This window comes from Streptomyces sp. NPDC014891 (assembly GCF_043081085.1).
In the GTDB taxonomy this organism is placed as follows: domain Bacteria; phylum Actinomycetota; class Actinomycetes; order Streptomycetales; family Streptomycetaceae; genus Streptomyces.
The window spans coordinates 425,918-442,752 of sequence record NZ_JBIBWF010000002.1; the positions used below are offsets into that span (position 1 = coordinate 425,918).

Annotated in this window: 11 protein-coding genes; 3 read left to right on the top strand and 8 right to left on the bottom strand. The window is 73.2% G+C overall.

Features of this window, described 5'->3' with window-relative positions; translation table 11 throughout:
• Window positions 1-468, bottom strand: a complete 468-nt coding sequence (locus ACF09E_RS06570) for a GtrA family protein (RefSeq protein WP_392204159.1) — start codon at window positions 466-468, stop codon at window positions 1-3.
• Window positions 468-1,463: a glycosyltransferase family 2 protein gene (locus ACF09E_RS06575; protein ID WP_392204160.1), complete on the bottom strand. Its 996-nt coding sequence runs from the start codon at window positions 1,461-1,463 to the stop codon at window positions 468-470. Before ACF09E_RS06575 ends, ACF09E_RS06570 begins: the two co-directional genes overlap by 1 nt.
• A 290-nt stretch (window positions 1,464-1,753) precedes the next feature.
• Between ACF09E_RS06575 and ACF09E_RS06580 the strand changes: the two genes are divergently transcribed.
• The 3 genes from ACF09E_RS06580 (at window position 1,754) to ACF09E_RS06590 (ending at window position 7,521) form a co-directional block, all read left to right on the top strand.
• Window positions 1,754-3,364 carry a hypothetical protein gene (locus ACF09E_RS06580; RefSeq protein ID WP_392204161.1) on the top strand — a complete coding sequence of 537 codons (1,611 nt, stop codon included), beginning with the start codon at window positions 1,754-1,756 and terminating at the stop codon, window positions 3,362-3,364.
• Between the two features lie 90 nt (window positions 3,365-3,454).
• Window positions 3,455-6,325: a CDP-glycerol glycerophosphotransferase family protein gene (locus ACF09E_RS06585; RefSeq protein ID WP_392204162.1), complete on the top strand. Its 2,871-nt coding sequence runs from the start codon at window positions 3,455-3,457 to the stop codon at window positions 6,323-6,325.
• 89 nt (window positions 6,326-6,414) lie between these two features.
• A complete protein-coding gene (locus ACF09E_RS06590; protein WP_392204434.1) occupies window positions 6,415-7,521 on the top strand; it encodes a glycosyltransferase in 1,107 nt (368 codons plus the stop codon).
• A gap of 118 nt (window positions 7,522-7,639) precedes the next feature.
• Here ACF09E_RS06590 and galE read toward each other — a convergent pair whose 3' ends face one another.
• The 6 genes from galE to ACF09E_RS06620 all read right to left on the bottom strand — a co-directional run bounded on the left by galE (window position 7,640) and on the right by ACF09E_RS06620 (window position 16,726).
• Complete coding sequence (galE, locus tag ACF09E_RS06595) at window positions 7,640-8,626, bottom strand: UDP-glucose 4-epimerase GalE (protein ID WP_392204163.1); 987 nt, start codon at window positions 8,624-8,626, stop codon at window positions 7,640-7,642.
• A 15-nt stretch (window positions 8,627-8,641) separates the two neighbouring features.
• Complete coding sequence (locus ACF09E_RS06600) at window positions 8,642-10,291, bottom strand: glycosyltransferase family 2 protein (protein ID WP_392204164.1); 1,650 nt, start codon at window positions 10,289-10,291, stop codon at window positions 8,642-8,644.
• Between the two features lie 173 nt (window positions 10,292-10,464).
• Window positions 10,465-11,904 carry a GTPase ObgE gene (gene obgE, locus ACF09E_RS06605; RefSeq protein WP_392204165.1) on the bottom strand — a complete coding sequence of 480 codons (1,440 nt, stop codon included), beginning with the start codon at window positions 11,902-11,904 and terminating at the stop codon, window positions 10,465-10,467.
• 105 nt (window positions 11,905-12,009) lie between these two features.
• The gene (gene rpmA / locus ACF09E_RS06610; RefSeq protein WP_073914109.1) at window positions 12,010-12,264 is read right to left on the bottom strand and encodes a 50S ribosomal protein L27; all 255 of its coding nucleotides are present in this window, start codon (window positions 12,262-12,264) and stop codon (window positions 12,010-12,012) included.
• Window positions 12,265-12,277: 13 nt separating this feature from the next.
• On the bottom strand, window positions 12,278-12,598 hold the full coding sequence (rplU, locus tag ACF09E_RS06615) for a 50S ribosomal protein L21 (RefSeq protein ID WP_015033583.1): 321 nt from the start codon (window positions 12,596-12,598) through the stop codon (window positions 12,278-12,280).
• Between the two features lie 249 nt (window positions 12,599-12,847).
• Entirely contained in the window at window positions 12,848-16,726 is a 3,879-nt protein-coding gene (locus tag ACF09E_RS06620; protein WP_392204166.1) for an Rne/Rng family ribonuclease, read from the bottom strand.
• Window positions 16,727-16,835 lie beyond the last annotated feature (109 nt).

The window sequence follows — 16,835 nt, forward strand, 5'->3', positions numbered from 1 at the left end:
CTACGCGAGCCGGGAGGGCTGCCGCTCGTCCGTTTCGCTCCCTGGACCCGAGCCGCCGGTGCCCCGTCCGGAGTTCCGGGGGACGAGGATCCGCTGGGAGATGAGGTAGGTGAAGGGGATGGCGACGACGGCCGCGACGAGTGGCGCGATCCGGTCGTCCAGGCCGGCCCAGGTGACGAGCGCGTAGAGGCCGACGCTCTGCACCAGGTAGTTGGTGACGTTGGTGAGCGGGAAGAGGGCGAACTTCTTCCAGGTCGGCCTGGTGCGGTAGGTGAAGTAGGTGTTGAGGAAGAAGGAGCCGATCATGCTGAGGACGAAGGCGAGGGAGTAGGCGGCGAAGTAGGGCATCCACGGGTGGAGGAGCAGGTAACAGCCGAAGAAGGTGCCGGTGTTGACGCCGCCGACGAGGGCGAAGCGGAAGATCTCGGCGAGCCGTCCGCGCCGACCGGTGGGAGGGCCGTCTCCCATCAGCGCTCCCCCTCGGTGGCGACGACGCGGATCCGTTCGGCGGCGGCCCGCTCGGAGGCGCCGCGGCCGAAGGAGCGGTGGGTCTCCTTGACGAGGAAGTGCGGCCGGCGCTTCGTCTCGTAGTAGATGCGGCCGATGTACTCGCCGATCAGCCCCAGCATGACCATCTGCACGCCGCCGAGTCCCGCGATGATCGCGACCAGGGTGACGTATCCGGGGGCGGTGACGCCCTGGGTGACGGCGGCGGCGACGACCCAGACCGCGTAGAGGGCCGCGAGCCCGGTCAGGGTCATGCCGAGCCAGAGGGCGATGCGCAGCGGGCGGTTGTTGAAGGAGATCAGCCCGTCCATGCCGTAGTTGACCAGGGAGCTGAACTTCCACTTCGTCTCGCCGCCCTCGCGTGCGGCGTTCTGGTAGTCGAAGGTGACGGTGTCGAAGCCGATCCAGGAGAAGAGGCCCTTGGAGAAGCGGTTGTACTCCGGGAGCGAGAGCAGGGCGTCGACGGCGGGGCGGGACAGCAGGCGGAAGTCGCCGACGCCGTCGGTGAGTTCCACGTCGACCCAGCGGTTGACCGCCCGGTAGTAGACGCGGCTGAGGGCGGAGCGGAGCTTCTTGTCGCCTTCGCGGGTCCGGCGGGCCATGACCTGGTCGTGGCCCTGGTGGTGCAGGTCGAGCATGCGGGCGAGGAGCTCGGGCGGGTGCTGGAGGTCGGCGTCCATGATGACCACGGCGTCGCCGGTGGACTTGCGCAGGCCGGCGAGCATGGCGGCCTCCTTGCCGAAGTTGCGGCTGAAGGAGGCGTACTGGGTGCGGTGCGGGTGCCGGGCGGCGATCTCGCGGAGCTTGGTCAGCGTTCCGTCGGAGCTGCCGTCGTCGACGTAGCAGATCTCGTATCCGACGGGGAGGCTGTCGAGCACCTGGCGCATCCGCGCGTCGAAGCGTTCGACGACGTCCTCCTCGTTGAAGCAGGGGACGACGACGGAAAGCCTGGTCATGAACGGTCACTCCAGTGGGATGGGCAAGAGTACGTCCTGAGGGACCGCCACCGAACTCGCCTTCGAGCAGCGCGGCCACGGTACGAGGGGGCGGTGACCGTCCGGCGTCGCCCGGGTGGCCGCGCCCGGTCGGCATGTCGTCCATGCGGCAAAGCATGCGGGGAAGATAGTGCTGTACGCGGCGTTTTCTGTCGTTTGTCACCCTAGAGACCTGTTGTGCCGATACCTTGGCGACGCCACGGAGGCGGCGCCCTCGTGCCACGGAACTCGGCCCCCTGGAGCAATGCCCCGTGAGTAGAACGACCCTGTCGGACCTCGGTGACGCACGGATGCCGGACGACGACGAGCAGAGCGGCGACGCGGCCCGCGGTCTGCGGCAGGCGGTCCCCTGGATCGCGCTGGTCATCGGCACCGGAGCGGGCGCGCTGCTGTCGGTGGGCGCCTTCCTCGGTCTGTACGTGCGGCCGACGTCGGACGACTGGTGCGCGCTGTGGAAGACCCGCGACATGGGGGTCCTCGGCATCACGTCGGACTTCTACCTGACCCAGAACGGGCGGGTCACCAACGCGTTGCTGACCGGGCTGCTCTACTCCGACGGCATGCGGGGCCCGAAGCTGATGCCGGCCTTCCTCGTGGTCGCGCTGGGCGCGGGCCTGTTCCTCCTCGCGCGGGCGGTGCTGCGGGCGCTCCGGCTGCCGTTCCCGGCGGCGGCGACCGCCGCGGCGGTGCTGGTGGTCGAGGCGCTGCTGTTCTTCGCGGGGACCCGCTCGTACCAGGTGCTGCTCTGGGCTCCGGCCACCATCTCCCACACCCTGCCGAGCGTGCTCGGCGTCTGGGCGGTGCTGTCGGCCGTGTGGGCGGCCCGGAGCAGTCGGCGGTGGGCGCGGGGCGCCGCGGTCGGGGCGGCGGCGGTGCTGGGCACGGCGGCCGGGATGCTCAGCGAGCCGTTCGTGGCGATGTCCGGGCTGGTCGCCGCGGCGGCGGGCGTGCTCTGCCTGCCGCGGTTCGGCCGGACGCGCGACCGGTTCGCGTCGACCTGGTGCGCCGCCTGGTGCCTGGGCCTCCTGGTCGGTCTGGTGCTGCTGACCACGTCTCCCGGGGCCCGCTGGCGGCGCGCCCAGCAGCCGAAGGAGCCGCTGACGCTGTCCGGGGTCGGGGAGGCGGTACGCGACTGGTACCGGATCTGGGAGACGATCGGCGGGCAGTGGGCGTACGTGGGGGCGCTGGCGGCGGGGGTGCTCCTGGGCCTCGCGGTATCCCTCTCGGTCCGCCGGGCGGGCGGCGGGGGCTCGGGGGCGGACACGGAGGAGCCGGGGTCCGGCCGGGCCTCGGGCGGATCGTTCCGGGTGGCCGTCCTGGCTCTGCCGCTGCCGCTGATCGCGCTCGGGAGCCTGGTGGCCGCGTACGGACTGCGCAGCGGCTACGGGGTGGACGGCTGGACGTACGCGCGCACGTGGACCAGTTTCGTCGTGCCGTTCCTGCTCGCGCTCTGCGGCTACGGGGCCTGGCTGGGGTATCGCCTGGGGCGCGGGCTGGTCGCGCCGCCGGCCGGGGGCGAGGGCGACGGGGAGGGGGCCGGGCGCGCGGCGCCGCCCCCCGGGGTGCGCGCCTCCCGGCTGGCGGCCCTGGTGGCGACCGGTGCGGTGGCGGTGGCGAGCACGGCGGCCCTGGTGCCCGCGGTGCGGACGCTGACGACGGAGACGGTGGCGCGCAGTCTGGCCTGGGACCGGCAGGACGCGCGGATCCGGGCGGAGGTGGCGGCCGGCCGGAGCGAGGTCGGGTACCGCCCGCTGCACATCGGCAGCCTCGCCGAACCGTTCTTCACGAGGGTGTACGAGAAGGACTGGGCCGCCCGGTGTACGGCCGAGTACTACGGCGTGGACCGGATCAACCGATCCTGACCGAACGGCTCTGCGAGGGGTGACATTGCGTAACGGATCATGAACACCAGGTAGTTTGAGGAGGAGTGGACGCACGACAAGTGAATCGAGGTGCCCGTGCCTGACGTCTCCGTGATCGTCATCGCCTACAACGACGCAGAGCGTCTGCCGACGGCCGTCCGGTCGGTGCTGGAGCAGACCCTGCACGGCGTCGAGGTCGTCATCGTCGACGACTGCAGCAGGGACGACACCTTCACGGTCGCCCAGGCTCTCGCCGCCGAGAACCCGGACCGGGTCCGGGCCTTCCAGCTGCCGGCGAACAGCGGCGGCTGCGGAGCCCCGCGCAACCACGGCATCCGGCACGCCACCGGCACGTACGTCATGTTCCTCGACAGCGACGACGTGCTGGAGCGCAACGCCTGCCGCAACATGCTCGACGCCGCCGAGAGCACCGGCTCCGACCTGGTCTCCGGCCTGTGCGTCCGCGTCCACCTCGACAGCCGGCACAGGAAGACCACCGAGTGGTACCCCTGGCTGTACTCCCGGACCCGCACGATCGAGTCGATCACCGAGCTGTCCGACCTGCTGGTCTTCGACACCCTGTCGACGAACAAGTGTTACCGGCGCGCCTTCCTCCTCGAACAGGGCCTGGAGTTCCCGGTCGGCATCCACTACGAGGACCTGCTCTTCTCGGCCCAGGCCTACGTCGCCGCGCGCCGGATCACCCTCATCCCCAACCACGTCTACTTCTGGAACGTGCAGGAGAGCGCCGCCGCCAAGTCGATCAGCAACAGGCGCCACGAGATCGCGAACTTCGTGCACCGCATGGAGATCCACCGACGGGTGGACGCCCTCCTGGAGGCCAGGGGGTACGACGAGCTCAAGTACCGCAAGGACATCAAGTTCCTCAAGCACGACCTCGTGCTGCACCTGCGCGACCTGCCGCTGCTCGGCGACGACTACCGGCGGGAGTTCGCCCGGCTGGCCAACGGCTACCTCGCCGAGATCGACCCGCGGGCGTACGAGGAGGTGCAGCGCATGCACGCCGTCTGCGCGTACCTCCTGAGCAAGGAGGACTGGGCCAACCTCCTCCCGGCCACCGACGCGCTCACCAACCCGGGCCGGCTCACCGTCCCGCTCGCCGAGCGGGACGGCCGGGTCTACTGGTGCGCCGAGCACCTGGACACCGAGCAGGGGCGTCAGATCCTGGACGTCACCTCCTCCCGCTACGACACCAAGCCGCTGACCGCGCTGGCCCTGGGGAACCGGCTGACCTCCTACTCCAGTACGGCCGGGGTCGTCCGCATGGCCGGGCGCGTGGTCAACCCGCTGGGCCGGATCCGCCCGGAGGCCGGACTCGGCGCCGTGCTGGAGTTCTCCGCCCGGCGCAGCGTCGGCGGCCGGACGGCCCGCATCCCGGTCACGACGCTCCGGCACGCCGGCGCCTGGATCGAGTGGGAGGGCGAGGCGGACGTCGCCCGCGCGGTCCGTCCGCTCGGCATCATCGACGCCGTCTGGGACGTCCGGCTGATCCTCACGGTCGACGGCCAGACCCTGCGGACCCGGGTGTCCGCCGGCGGCGCCCCCGTCGACGAGGCCGGCAGCCTCCGGATCCGCCCCCGGCTCACCACGCTGGTGTCCGACCGCTTCGTGCCCCAGGTCACCAGGAAGGGCAATCTCTCCTACGTCCTCACCGCCGAGGGCCGGGCCGCCGTGCACACCACGGCGATGATCGAGGGCGCCATGCACGGCCGCACCGCCCGGCTCGCGAAGACCGGCCTGCGCCGGCTGCTCCGGGCGAGGAAGGAGCTGAACTCGGGCGAGACCAAGCTGCGGGTCTATCACGAGGTGTACAGCCGGCTGCCGATCCGCAAGGGCCTGGTGGTCTTCGAGAGCCACCTCGGCAAGCAGTACAGCGACAGCCCGCGGGCGATCTACGAGGAGATGCGGCGCCAGGGCGTCTCCTTCGGGGCCGTCTGGTCGTACTCGGGCGCCGCGCCGACCGGCTTCCCCGAGGACGCGACCCTGGTCAAGCGCTGGAGCTGGGCGTATCTGCGGGCGCTGGCCCAGGCCGAGTTCTGGATCGACAACCAGGGCTTCCCGCTGCGGCTCACCAAGCGCCCGGGGACCACGTACATCCAGACCTGGCACGGCACCGCCCTCAAGCGGATGGGCTTCGACGAGCCCCACACCAAGTCCCGCGGCCTCGCCGCGCAGGCCTCCTTCCAGCAGGCCCTGGACCGCTTCGACCACTTCCTGATCCGCGGCGAGCACGACCGGCGCACCCTCGCACGGGCCTTCCGGCTCCGCGACGAGGTGCTGCTGCCCGTCGGCTACCCCCGCAACGACGTCCTCGTGGAGGCACGGAGCGCGGAGGCCAGGACGGGCCGCCGGGAGCGCGGACCGCTCGCGGCCGAACTGGGCATCGATCCCGAGAAGCAGGTCCTGCTGTACGCGCCGACGTTCCGCGCGGCGCCGGGCGGCAAGGTCCGGGCCTTCGAAGCACCTTTCGACATCGAGGAGTTCGCGGACCGCTTCGGCGACACCCACACCCTGCTGATCAGGACGCACTACCTGAACAGCGTGTCGCTGCCGGCGTCGGTGCGCGGGCGGGTCGTCGACGTGTCCCGGCTGCACGACGTCACCCCGCTGCTCGCCCTCGCGGACGGGCTGATCACCGACTACTCCTCCGTGATGTTCGACTACGGGCTGCTGGACCGGCCGATGGTCTTCTTCGCGTACGACTACGAGGAGTACGCCCAGGAGAACCGGGGCACCTACTTCGATCTGAAGGAGCACGCCCCCGGCCCCGTCGTGGCCACGGAGGAGGAGCTCTTCGGAGTGATCGCGAACCTGCCGGACGAGGCCGACGCCAAGTACGCGGCGGCCCGGCAGCGGTTCAACGCGGACTTCAGCGAGTACGACCGGGGCGACGCGGCCCGCCGGATCGTCGGCACGTTCTTCACCGGGAGCGGGAAGTGACCATCGAGACCCACGAGATCCACGGGACGCCCGAGACCGCCACGGACGGCGGCCGCGACCTCTTCATCGTCTCCAACAGCGTGGACGAGATGGGCGGGGTGACGACCTGGACGCACCAGATGGCCCGGGCGTTCACCGACCGGGGCCACCGGGTGCACGTCATCGGCATCCGGCCCGCCCCCGAGGGGCGCGAGCACGAGTTCCCCGAGCCCCTGCCGTACCCCACCACCACCCTGTACGACGCGCACCCGCCGCAGGTCCGCTCGCTGCGCGGCCTCCGGGGCCGGCTCAACGCCGCCGAGCGCCGGCGGCACGCGGTCCGCGCCGCCGGGATGCGGGCGCGGGCCGAGCGGATGACGGCCCTGTTCGCCGCCGCCCGGCCCGGTGCCGTCGTGATCGTGACCCAGGTCTGGGCGATGGAGTGGGTGGCCCTCGCCGACACCAAGGGCCTCGTCGTCATCGGCATGAGCCACGAGTCGTACGCCGCGAGCGCGGCCGCCTCCCGGCTCGCCCGGGTGAAGCGCCACTACCGGGACGTCGACCGGCTGCTCGTCCTCACCCCCGGCGACGCGGACCGCTGGATCCGGGCCGGCATGGACAACGTCGGCCACATGCCGAACGCCCTGCCCTTCATGCCCGCGGCGCCGGTGCGCCGCACCGGGAAGGCCGTCGTCTCCGTCGGCCGCCTCTCGCACGAGAAGGGCGTGGACATACTGCTGGACAGCTGGGCCGAGGTCGCGCACCGTCACCCCGACTGGACGCTGCGGATCTACGGCGCCGGGGACGAGGAGCAGGCGCTGCGGCGGCGCACCACCGAGCTGGGGCTCGACGGCTCCGTGGAGTGGCGGGGGCGCACCAACGACGTGCTCGGGGCCCTCGAAGGGGCCTCGGTCTTCGCGCAGGCCTCCCGGGCCGAGGGCTTTCCGATCACCCTGCTGGAGGCGATGGCGGCCGGGGTGCCCTGCGCGGCGTTCGACTGCGCGCCGGGGGTCCGCGAGATCATCCGGGACGGTGAGGACGGCCTGCTGGCCCGGCTCGGCAACACCGTGGAACTCGCCGGCCGGATCAGCACGCTGATCACCGACAGGGAACTGCGGGACCGCATGGGCGACGCCGCCTTCGAGAACGTGAGGCGGTACTCCGCCGACCGGATCACCGACCGCTGGGAGGCGCTGTTCGCCTTCCTGGAGCGCTGAGCCCGCACCGCACCGGACGACAGGGGAGGGGCCGGGGAGTCGTGACTCCCCGGCCCCTCCCCTGTCGTCCTCCGGCGGCCCGCGCCGCCGGTCGGGCGCCCGTCGTTCGCCCGGTGGGTCAGACCGAGGCGCCGCGGCGGGCGACCCAGCCGGCCCAGGCCGAGGTGATCATGTCGCGCACGTCGTGGCGGGCCTTCCAGCCCAGCTCCGAGGCGATGCGGTCGGCGGCGGCGACGACCCGGGCCGGGTCGCCGGGGCGGCGCGGGGTGACGAGCGGCTCGGCGGTGTGCCCGGTGATCTCGTTGATCAGCCCCACCATCTCGGTGACGGAGACGCCCTCACCGCGGCCGATGTTCACCGTGAGGTCGCGCGGCTCGCCCGCCTCGGCCCACTCCGCGAGCTTCCGCGCGGCGACGAGGTGCGCGTCGGCGAGGTCCTCGACGTGGATGTAGTCACGGATGCAGGTGCCGTCGGGCGTGGCGTAGTCGTCGCCGAAGATCCGCGGGGCCTCCCCCGCGTCCAGGCGCTCGAAGACCATCGGGACCAGGTTGAAGACCCCGGTGTCGGCGAGCTCGGGCGTGGCCGCGCCGGCCACGTTGAAGTACCGCAGGCAGGCGGTGGAGATGCCGTGCGCCGCGCCCGCGGCACGCACCAGCCACTCGCCGGCCAGCTTGGTCTCCCCGTACGGGCTCAGCGGCAGGCACGGGGTCTCCTCGGTGACGAGGTCGACGTCCGGCATGCCGTAGACCGCGGCGGAGGACGAGAAGAGGAAGTTGCGGACGCCCGCGGCGGCGACGGCCTCCAGGAGGACCGTGAGGCCGATCACGTTCTCGCGGTAGTAGTGCAGCGGCAGCTCGACGGACTCGCCGACCTGCTTCTTCGCGGCCAGGTGGACGACGCCGGTCACGCCGTGCTCGGCGATCGTGCGGTCCAGGACCTCGCGGTCGAGCGTGGAGCCGACCACCAGGGGGACGCCTTCCGGCACGCGCTCCTCGTAGCCCGTGGACAGGTCGTCGAGGACGACGACCCGCTCGCCGGCCTGCGTCATGGCACGGACGACGTGGGAGCCGATGTATCCGGCGCCACCGGTGATCAGATAAGTCACTGCCCCAAACCCCTTTCAATGAGAGCTGCGGGAGATCCTTCGGAGCTTCGCCCCGATCGCCCGGAGCCCGTCACGGACACCCGGCGCGAGCCGTACCGCCAGCGATCCGTTCGCCGTCGTGTACTGCCGCACCAGCAGTACACCGTACCGGCTGCTCGGTACGAGCGACCGACGCTGCCGTTCCGCCGGCAGCCGGAGGGCCGTCGTGAAGACGGAGCCGTCCGCACAGGTCACCGTCGTCCGGACGTCCCAGAGCTGGACGCCCCGGTTCCCCCGGCGGCGCCCCTCGCGGGCCAGTCCGGTGAGCCCGGCGGGGACGCGGCCGGACCAGCCGACGGGCCCCTCGGTCAGTTCTGTCCGCTCGGTACGGGCGGGCGCGTCGGCCCCCCGGGGCACGAAGTCGACCCGTGCGGTACGGGGAACGGCGACGCTCAGCCGGCCGTACAGGTCGCGGACGGTGAACCGCAGCGAGCCGCCCGCCCCCGCCCCCGCGCCACCGGTCGCGCCGGCCCGCAGGTCGCCGTCGACCAGCAGCGGGAGCCCGGCGAGCGGCAGCGTGTCCACGCCGTCCAGCTCGACGGGGAGGTCCTCGGACCAGACCGGGACGTCGCCGCCCAGGGCGTACGGCGGCAGCAGCCGCGCGGGGTCGGCGGTGAGCCGGGACAGCCGCTCCAGGTCGCGCGGCTCCTCCGCGGCCAGCACGAACCGGGCGGCCCAGCGGGCGGGCGCGGCGGCCGCGGCGATCTCGCCCTCCCCGAAGGTGCCGAGGTACGCCCGGGTGAGCTCCCACCACGCGGTCCGGTAGCCGGCGTCGTGTGCCCGCAGGTCGCGGGCGTACAGCCGCAGGTCGTGTTCGAGGAACTTGGTGCGGCAGGCGGCGGCGAGCTCCTTGCGGCCGGCCGCCTCGAAGGTCTCCACGGCGGTGCGGTGGGCGGCGATCCGGGCCTCCCAGTTCGCGACGGCGTCCCGGTCCAGGGAGATCGACAGCCGGGCGCCGGACCGGCGCACGTGCCAGATGTAGACGGTGTCGGGGACGACGGCGACGCGGGGTGCGGCGGCCAGGACGCGGGCGGTGAAGAGGAAGTCCTCGTAGACGCAGCGCCCGTCGGGGAACCGGATGCCGTGCTCGGCGAGGAACGCGCGGTCGTAGACCTTGTTGACGCAGAGCGTGTCGTGCACGAGCGGCAGGAGGTCGTCCGAGGACTCGAGGACGGCGGGCTCGCGGTAGAGCGCGGGCTGCCAGCGCACGTCGCGGCCCTCGGGCAGTTCGCGCCGGACGCAGGCGCCGACCGCGACCGGGGCGCCGTGCCGCTCGGCCGCCGCCACCAGCGTCTCGGCCGCTCCCTCGGGCAGCACGTCGTCGCTGTCGAGGAATATCACGATGGGCGCGGTGACCGCCCGGACGCCGTCGTTGCGGGGGGTGCCGCAGCCGCCGCTGTTGACCGTGCGGTGGACCACCCGCAGCCGGGGGTGCAGCGCGGCGAGTTCGTCGAGGACCCGGGCCGTCCCGTCGCTCGATCCGTCGTCGACGGCGACGACCTCGGCGACGACGGGTCCCTGGTCGAGCACGGACCGGATCGCGTCGCCCACCAGCGCCTCGTCGTTGTGCGCGATGACGACGACGCCGAGCTTTCCTGCCACCTCAGTGGACGTGATGCTGCTCACACCGAGGATGCTACGGGCCTCCGGACGGCCGAACGGCCTCTGCCCGGCCCGTCCAACAGGACGGGTGAGCAGAGGCCGTTCGGTTGACGCCGAGCGGGCCCGCCAGGGGGCCCGTCGTCGCATCGCCGTCGTCGTCGCCCGGAGGCGGACGGGACGACGGTGACGGCCGGACCCTAGAAGGGGTCGAACTCGTCGTAGGCGCGCTGCGCCTCGTCCCGCTCCGCCTCGCGGTCGCGGCGGCGCTGCGCGGCCGGACGCGGGGCTTCGAGGCGGTGGTCCTCGCCACGGCGGCCGAGCATCTCGGCGCCCGCCATCATCGTGGGCTCCCAGTCGAAGACGACCGCGTTCTCCAGGGGGCCGATCGCGACCCCGTCGCCCGCACGGGCGCCGGCCTTCATCAGCTGGTCCTCGACGCCGAGGCGGTTGAGGCGGTCGGCCAGGTAGCCCACGGCCTCGTCGTTGTTGAAGTCGGTCTGGCGGACCCAGCGCTCCGGCTTCTCGCCGCGCACCCGGTACACGTCCTCGGCCTCGTCGTACGTGACGGTGAAGCCCGCGTCGTCGACTGCCTTCGGGCGGATGACGATACGGGTCGCCTCCTCCTGGGGCTTCGCCGCACGCGCCTCGGCGACGATGCCGGCGAGGGCGAAGGAGAGCTCCTTCAGGCCGAGCCGGGCCACGGCGGAGGCCTCGAAGACCTGGTAGCCGCGGGCCTCCAGGTCGGGGCGGATCATGTCCGCGAGGTCCTGGCCGTCGGGGATGTCGATCTTGTTGAGGACGACGATGCGCGGCCGGTCCTCCAGGCCGCCGTACTGCCGGAGCTCCTCCTCGATGATGTCGAGGTCGCTGACCGGGTCGCGGTCCGATTCGAGGGTCGCGGTGTCCAGGACGTGCACCAGGACCGAGCAGCGCTCGACGTGGCGGAGGAACTCCAGGCCCAGGCCGCGGCCCTGGCTGGCGCCCGGGATCAGGCCCGGCACGTCGGCGATCGTGTAGACGGTCGAGCCGGCGGTGACGACGCCCAGGTTCGGGACGAGGGTGGTGAAGGGGTAGTCCGCGATCTTCGGCTTGGCGGCGGAGAGGACCGAGATGAGCGAGGACTTGCCGGCGCTCGGGTAGCCGACGAGCGCCACGTCGGCGACGGTCTTCAGCTCCAGGACGATGTCCCGGGCCTCGCCCGGCTCGCCCAGCAGCGCGAAACCGGGGGCCTTGCGGCGGGCGGAGGACAGGGCCGCGTTGCCGAGGCCGCCGCGGCCGCCCTGGCCCGCGACGAAGGTGGTGCCCTGGCCGACGAGGTCGGCGAGGACGTTGCCCGCCTTGTCGAGGACGACGGTGCCGTCGGGCACGTTCAGGACGAGGTCCTGGCCGTCCTTGCCGGAGCGGTTGTCGCCGGCGCCGGGCTGGCCGTTGGTGGCCTTGCGGTGCGGCGAGTGGTGGTAGTCGAGAAGCGTGGTGACGGCCTGGTCGACGACCAGGATCACGTCGCCGCCGCGGCCGCCGTTGCCGCCGTCGGGGCCGCCGAGCGGCTTGAACTTCTCCCGGTGGACGGAGGCGCAGCCGTGGCCTCCGTTACCCGCGGCGACATGCAGCTCGACGCGGTCCACGAAGGTGGTCATGGGTGTGCCTCCATCAGATACGTGCGGAATGTCTATCTAGTAACACGCGAAAGGCGGACCCGCTTCCCGAACGGGAAGTGAGGTCCGCCTCCGCAGATGAACCGATCAGGCGACCGGAACGATGTTCACGACCTTGCGGCCACGGTGGGTGCCGAACTGCACCGAACCGGCCTGCAGGGCGAACAGCGTGTCGTCGCCGCCACGGCCGACGCCGGAGCCCGGGTGGAAGTGCGTGCCACGCTGGCGGATCAGGATCTCACCCGCGCTGACGACCTGACCGCCGAAGCGCTTCACGCCGAGCCGCTGGGCATTCGAGTCGCGCCCGTTCCGGGTGGACGATGCGCCCTTCTTGTGTGCCATGTCTCAGTCCCTCTTACTTCGCAGCCGCGGGGATACCGGTGACCTTGATCGCCGTGTACTGCTGGCGGTGACCCTGGCGACGGCGGTAGCCGGTCTTGTTCTTGTAGCGCAGGATGTCGATCTTGGCGCCCTTGTGGTGGTCCACGACCTCGGCCGTGACCTTGATGCCCGCCAGGACCCACGGGTCGCTGGTCACGGCGTCGCCGTCGACAACGAGCAGGGTCGAGAGCTCGACCGTGTCGCCAACCTTGGCAGTGGAAATCTTGTCAACCTCAACGATGTCGCCGACAGCAACCTTGTGCTGGCGACCACCGCTGCGCACGATGGCGTACACGCGGATCTCTCTCTCACTCGGGATCGAAACCTCTGAAGCCAGCCGCTCACACGAGCCCGAGGGCCCGCGGCGTTCCGGAATCGGACGAGCGGCCTCTCCCGGCGAGCGGGAGGGAGGTGCTCAGAGGCGCGACGCGTCGATAGACACGCCGACGGTCTAGGTTACGGGCGGCTGCCTCGGAGGGTCAAATTCGCCCGTTCGGCACGGGCCGCCGCCCCGACGTGCGGAGCGGCGGCCCGTACCCACCGGTCAGTCCTGGGCCGGGGCGGCGGTCTTCTCGGCCGCCTTCTTGGCCGTGGCCTTCTTGGTGGTGGTCTTCTTCGCCGCGGTCTTCTTGGTCGCCGCCGTCTTCTTGGTGGCGGCCTTCTTGGCCGTGGTCTTCTTCGCCGCGGTCTTGCGCGCCGCCGTCTTCTTGGCGGGGGCGGGCTCGGCCTCGGCGGCCTCGGCGCTCTCGGCGGGCGTCTCGGCCGGGGCCGCGGTCACCACGACGACGGCCGCGTCCTCGGCGCCCGACGGCGAACCGGCGGGAGCCGTGGCCTTGCGGACCACCCGGCGGCGGGCCCGCGGCGGGGCGGCCACGGGGGCCTCCTCGGCGACGGGCTCGGCGGCCGGCTCGGTGGCCTCGGCGACCGGCGCCACGACGGGCTCCGGCTCCGGCGCGGCCTCGACGACCGGCTCGACGACGGTCGGCTCGGCGGCCGGCTCCGTGGTCGAGACGACCGGGGAGGTCACCCGGCGGGTGGCACGGCGGCGGGCGCGGGTGGCCGGGGCGGCGGTCTCCTCGACCACCGGCTCGGCGGCCACGGCGACCGGCTCCACGACCGGCTCCGCGGCCGGTTCCACCGCGGGCTCCGGCGTCGGCTCGGCCTTCGGCTTCGCCTCGAACTCGACGGAATCGGTCTCCACGACCGGCCGCGCGGTGGCCGGCGCGGACACCCGGCGGGTCGCTCGGCGGCGGCCGCGACCGCGGGTCGCGGCGGCCTCCGCCTCGGCGACGGAGCCGTACAGCTCCTCGTCCGCGGCGATCGGCTCGGGCAGCGCCACCGGGGCGGCGAGCTCCGCGGCGACCTCGGCCTCGGTCTCGGTCTCCGCGGTCTCGGCACCGGTCTCCGCGACCTCGGCGTGCTCGTGCTCGTGGACGTGCTCGGCGCCGCCGCGGCCGCGCTTCTTCGAGCGCTTGCCTCCGCCACCGCCGCCGGCGGTGGTCGGCTGCTCCATGTGCACGATGACACCGCGGCCGTTGCAGTGGACGCAGGTCTCGGAGAAGGACTCCAGGAGGCCCTGGCCGACCCGCTTGCGGGTCATCTGCACCAGACCGAGCGAGGTGACCTCGGCCACCTGGTGCTTGGTCCGGTCCCGGCCCAGGCACTCCAGGAGGCGGCGCAGCACCAGGTCGCGGTTGGACTCCAGGACCATGTCGATGAAGTCGATGACGACGATGCCGCCGAGGTCGCGCAGCCGGAGCTGGCGCACGATCTCCTCGGCCGCTTCGAGGTTGTTCCTCGTCACGGTCTCTTCGAGGTTGCCGCCCTGGCCGGTGAACTTGCCGGTGTTGACGTCGACGACGATCATCGCCTCGGTCTTGTCGATCACCAGCGAGCCGCCGCTCGGCAGCCAGACCTTGCGGTCCAGCGCCTTCATGAGCTGCTCGTCGATCCGGTACGTCGCGAAGACGTCGACCTCGCTTGTCCACTTGGACAGGCGGTCGGTCAGGTCCGGGGCGACGTGGTGGACGTAGCCGTGGATGGTCTCCCAGGCGTCGTCACCACTCACGATGACCTTGGAGAAGTCCTCGTTGAAGATGTCGCGGACGACCCGGACGGTCATGTCCGGCTCGCCGTAGAGCAGCGTCGGGGCGTTGCCGCTCTTCGCCTTCTTCTGGATGTCCTCCCACTGCGCCTGCAGACGCTCGACGTCGCGGCGCAGCTCGTCCTCGCTCGCGCCCTCGGCGGCGGTGCGCACGATGACGCCCGCGTCCTCGGGGACGATCTTCTTGAGGATGGTCTTGAGGCGGGCGCGCTCGGTGTCCGGGAGCTTGCGGCTGATGCCGGTCATCGAGCCCTCGGGGACGTACACGAGGTAGCGGCCGGGCAGCGAGACCTGGCTGGTCAGACGGGCGCCCTTGTGGCCGATCGGGTCCTTCGTGACCTGGACGAGGACCGACTGGCCGGACTTGAGGGCGCTCTCGATGCGACGCGGGCCGTTGCCCATGCCGAGGGCCTCGAAGTTGACCTCGCCGGCGTACAGGACGGCGTTGCGGCCCTTGCCGATGTCGACGAAGGCGGCCTCCATCGACGGCAGGACGTTCTGGACCTTGCCCAGGTAGACGTTGCCGACGTACGAGGTGGCCTGCTCCTTGTTGACGTAGTGCTCGACGAGCACGTTGTCCTCGAGGACGCCGATCTGGGTGCGCTCGCCGCTCTGGCGGACGACCATGACGCGCTCGACGGCCTCGCGGCGGGCCAGGAACTCGGCCTCGGTGATGATCGGGACGCGGCGGCGGCCCTGCTCGCGGCCCTCGCGGCGGCGCTGCTTCTTGGCCTCCAGGCGGGTCGAGCCCTTGATGGACTGGACCTCGTCGGCGCCGGTGCCGGGCTCGCTCTTCTCACGGGCCGGGCGGGGCTCGCGGACCTTGACGACGGTCCGGACGCCCTCCTCGTCGGTGCCCTCGGCGTCGGCGGAGGCGTCACCGCTGCGACGGCGGCGGCGACGGCGGCGGCGGGAGCTGCTGGAGCCGCCGGCGAAGGCCTCGGACTCCTCGTGCTCCTCCTCGCCGTCCTCGGCGTCTTCGGCGTTCTCGGTCTCGTCCTCGGCGTGCGGCTCCTCGCCGTCCTCGGAGTCGGCGAGCTCACCGCGGCGACGGCGGCGGCCGCCCCGACGGCGGCGCCGGGACGGGCGGTCCTCGTACTCGTCGTTCTCCTCGGCCTCGTCCGCCTCCTCGGCCTCGTCGGCGGCGGCCTCGACCTCGGGCTCGTCGGCGACGGTGGCCGGGACGGGCTCGACGGCGACCGGCTCGCCGCGACGGCGGCGGCGACGGCGGGAGCCCTCGGGGCGCTCGGCGGGCTCGGGGGTCTCCTCGACCTCGGTCACGGCCTCGACGGGCTCGGTCTCCTCGGCCGTCTCCTCGTCCTCGGGCTCGACCGGGGCGGCCGCGGCGGCCGCGGCGGCGGTCTCCGGGGTCTGGAACATCGGCTCGGTGAAGACCGGGGCCTGGAAGACCGCGACCGAGGGGCGCGCGGCACGGCGCGACTCGCGGGCCGGGGCGGCCTCGGAGGTGAACTGCGGGGAGGTCGCGCGGCGGCGGCCGCGGCCACGGGTGGCGGCGGTCTCGGCCGCGGCGACCTCGGCCTCGTCTGCGGTGATCTGCGCGACGGCGGCCGTCGGCAGGGTCTCGCCGGTGGCGACGGCCTCGGGGGCCGCCTCGGGCGAGGCGGTCTGGCGGGTCGCGCGGCGGCGGGTGCGCGGGGCGGGCGCGGCGGACTCCTCCGCGGCCGGAGCGGGCTCGGCGGACTCCTCCGCGGCCGGAGCGGGCTCGGCGGCCGGAGCGGCCTCGGCGACGGTCTCGGCGGCGGCGGCCGGGGAGGTGACCGGCGAGGTGGCCTTGCGGGTGGCGCGGCGGCGCGGACGGGCCGGGGCGGCCTCCGGGGCCTCCTCGGCGGCGGCCGGCTCGGGCTGCGCGGCCGGGGCGGTCTCCTCGGGGGCCTCGGCTGCGGCCGGGGCGGTCACCGGCGAGGTGGCCTTACGGGTGGCGCGACGGCGCGGACGGGCCGGAGCGGCCTCCGGGGCCTCCTCGGCGGGCGCGGGGGCGGCGGCCTCGGAGGCCGGGGTCTCCGCGACCGGCTCGGAGGTCTCCGCGGCGGGTGCCGCGGCCTCGGCGGCCGGTGCGGTGGCCTTGCGGGTGGCCCGGCGACGGGTGCGGGGCGCGGGTGCGGCCTCGGCCGTGGCGGCCTCGGCGGGTGCGCTCTCGACGGCCGCGGGTGCGGTGGTCTCGGCGGCCGGGGCGCTCTCGGCGGCCTCGGCGGTGGTGCCCGTCACCGGCGGACCGGCGGGGCGGGAGGCTGCGCGGCGCCTGCGGCGGGGCGGCAGCTTGTCACCGGGGGCGTTGGTGTCTTCGTTGGACTCGAGCATGCGGGGTTCTCCCGTCACGCTCCCGGGCGCCGCGCCTTGGTCCGGTCCGGCGGCACGGCCGCGCCTGGGGCGCGGTGCCGCCGTCCGGGGCGCGGGCGCCGCACGGGAG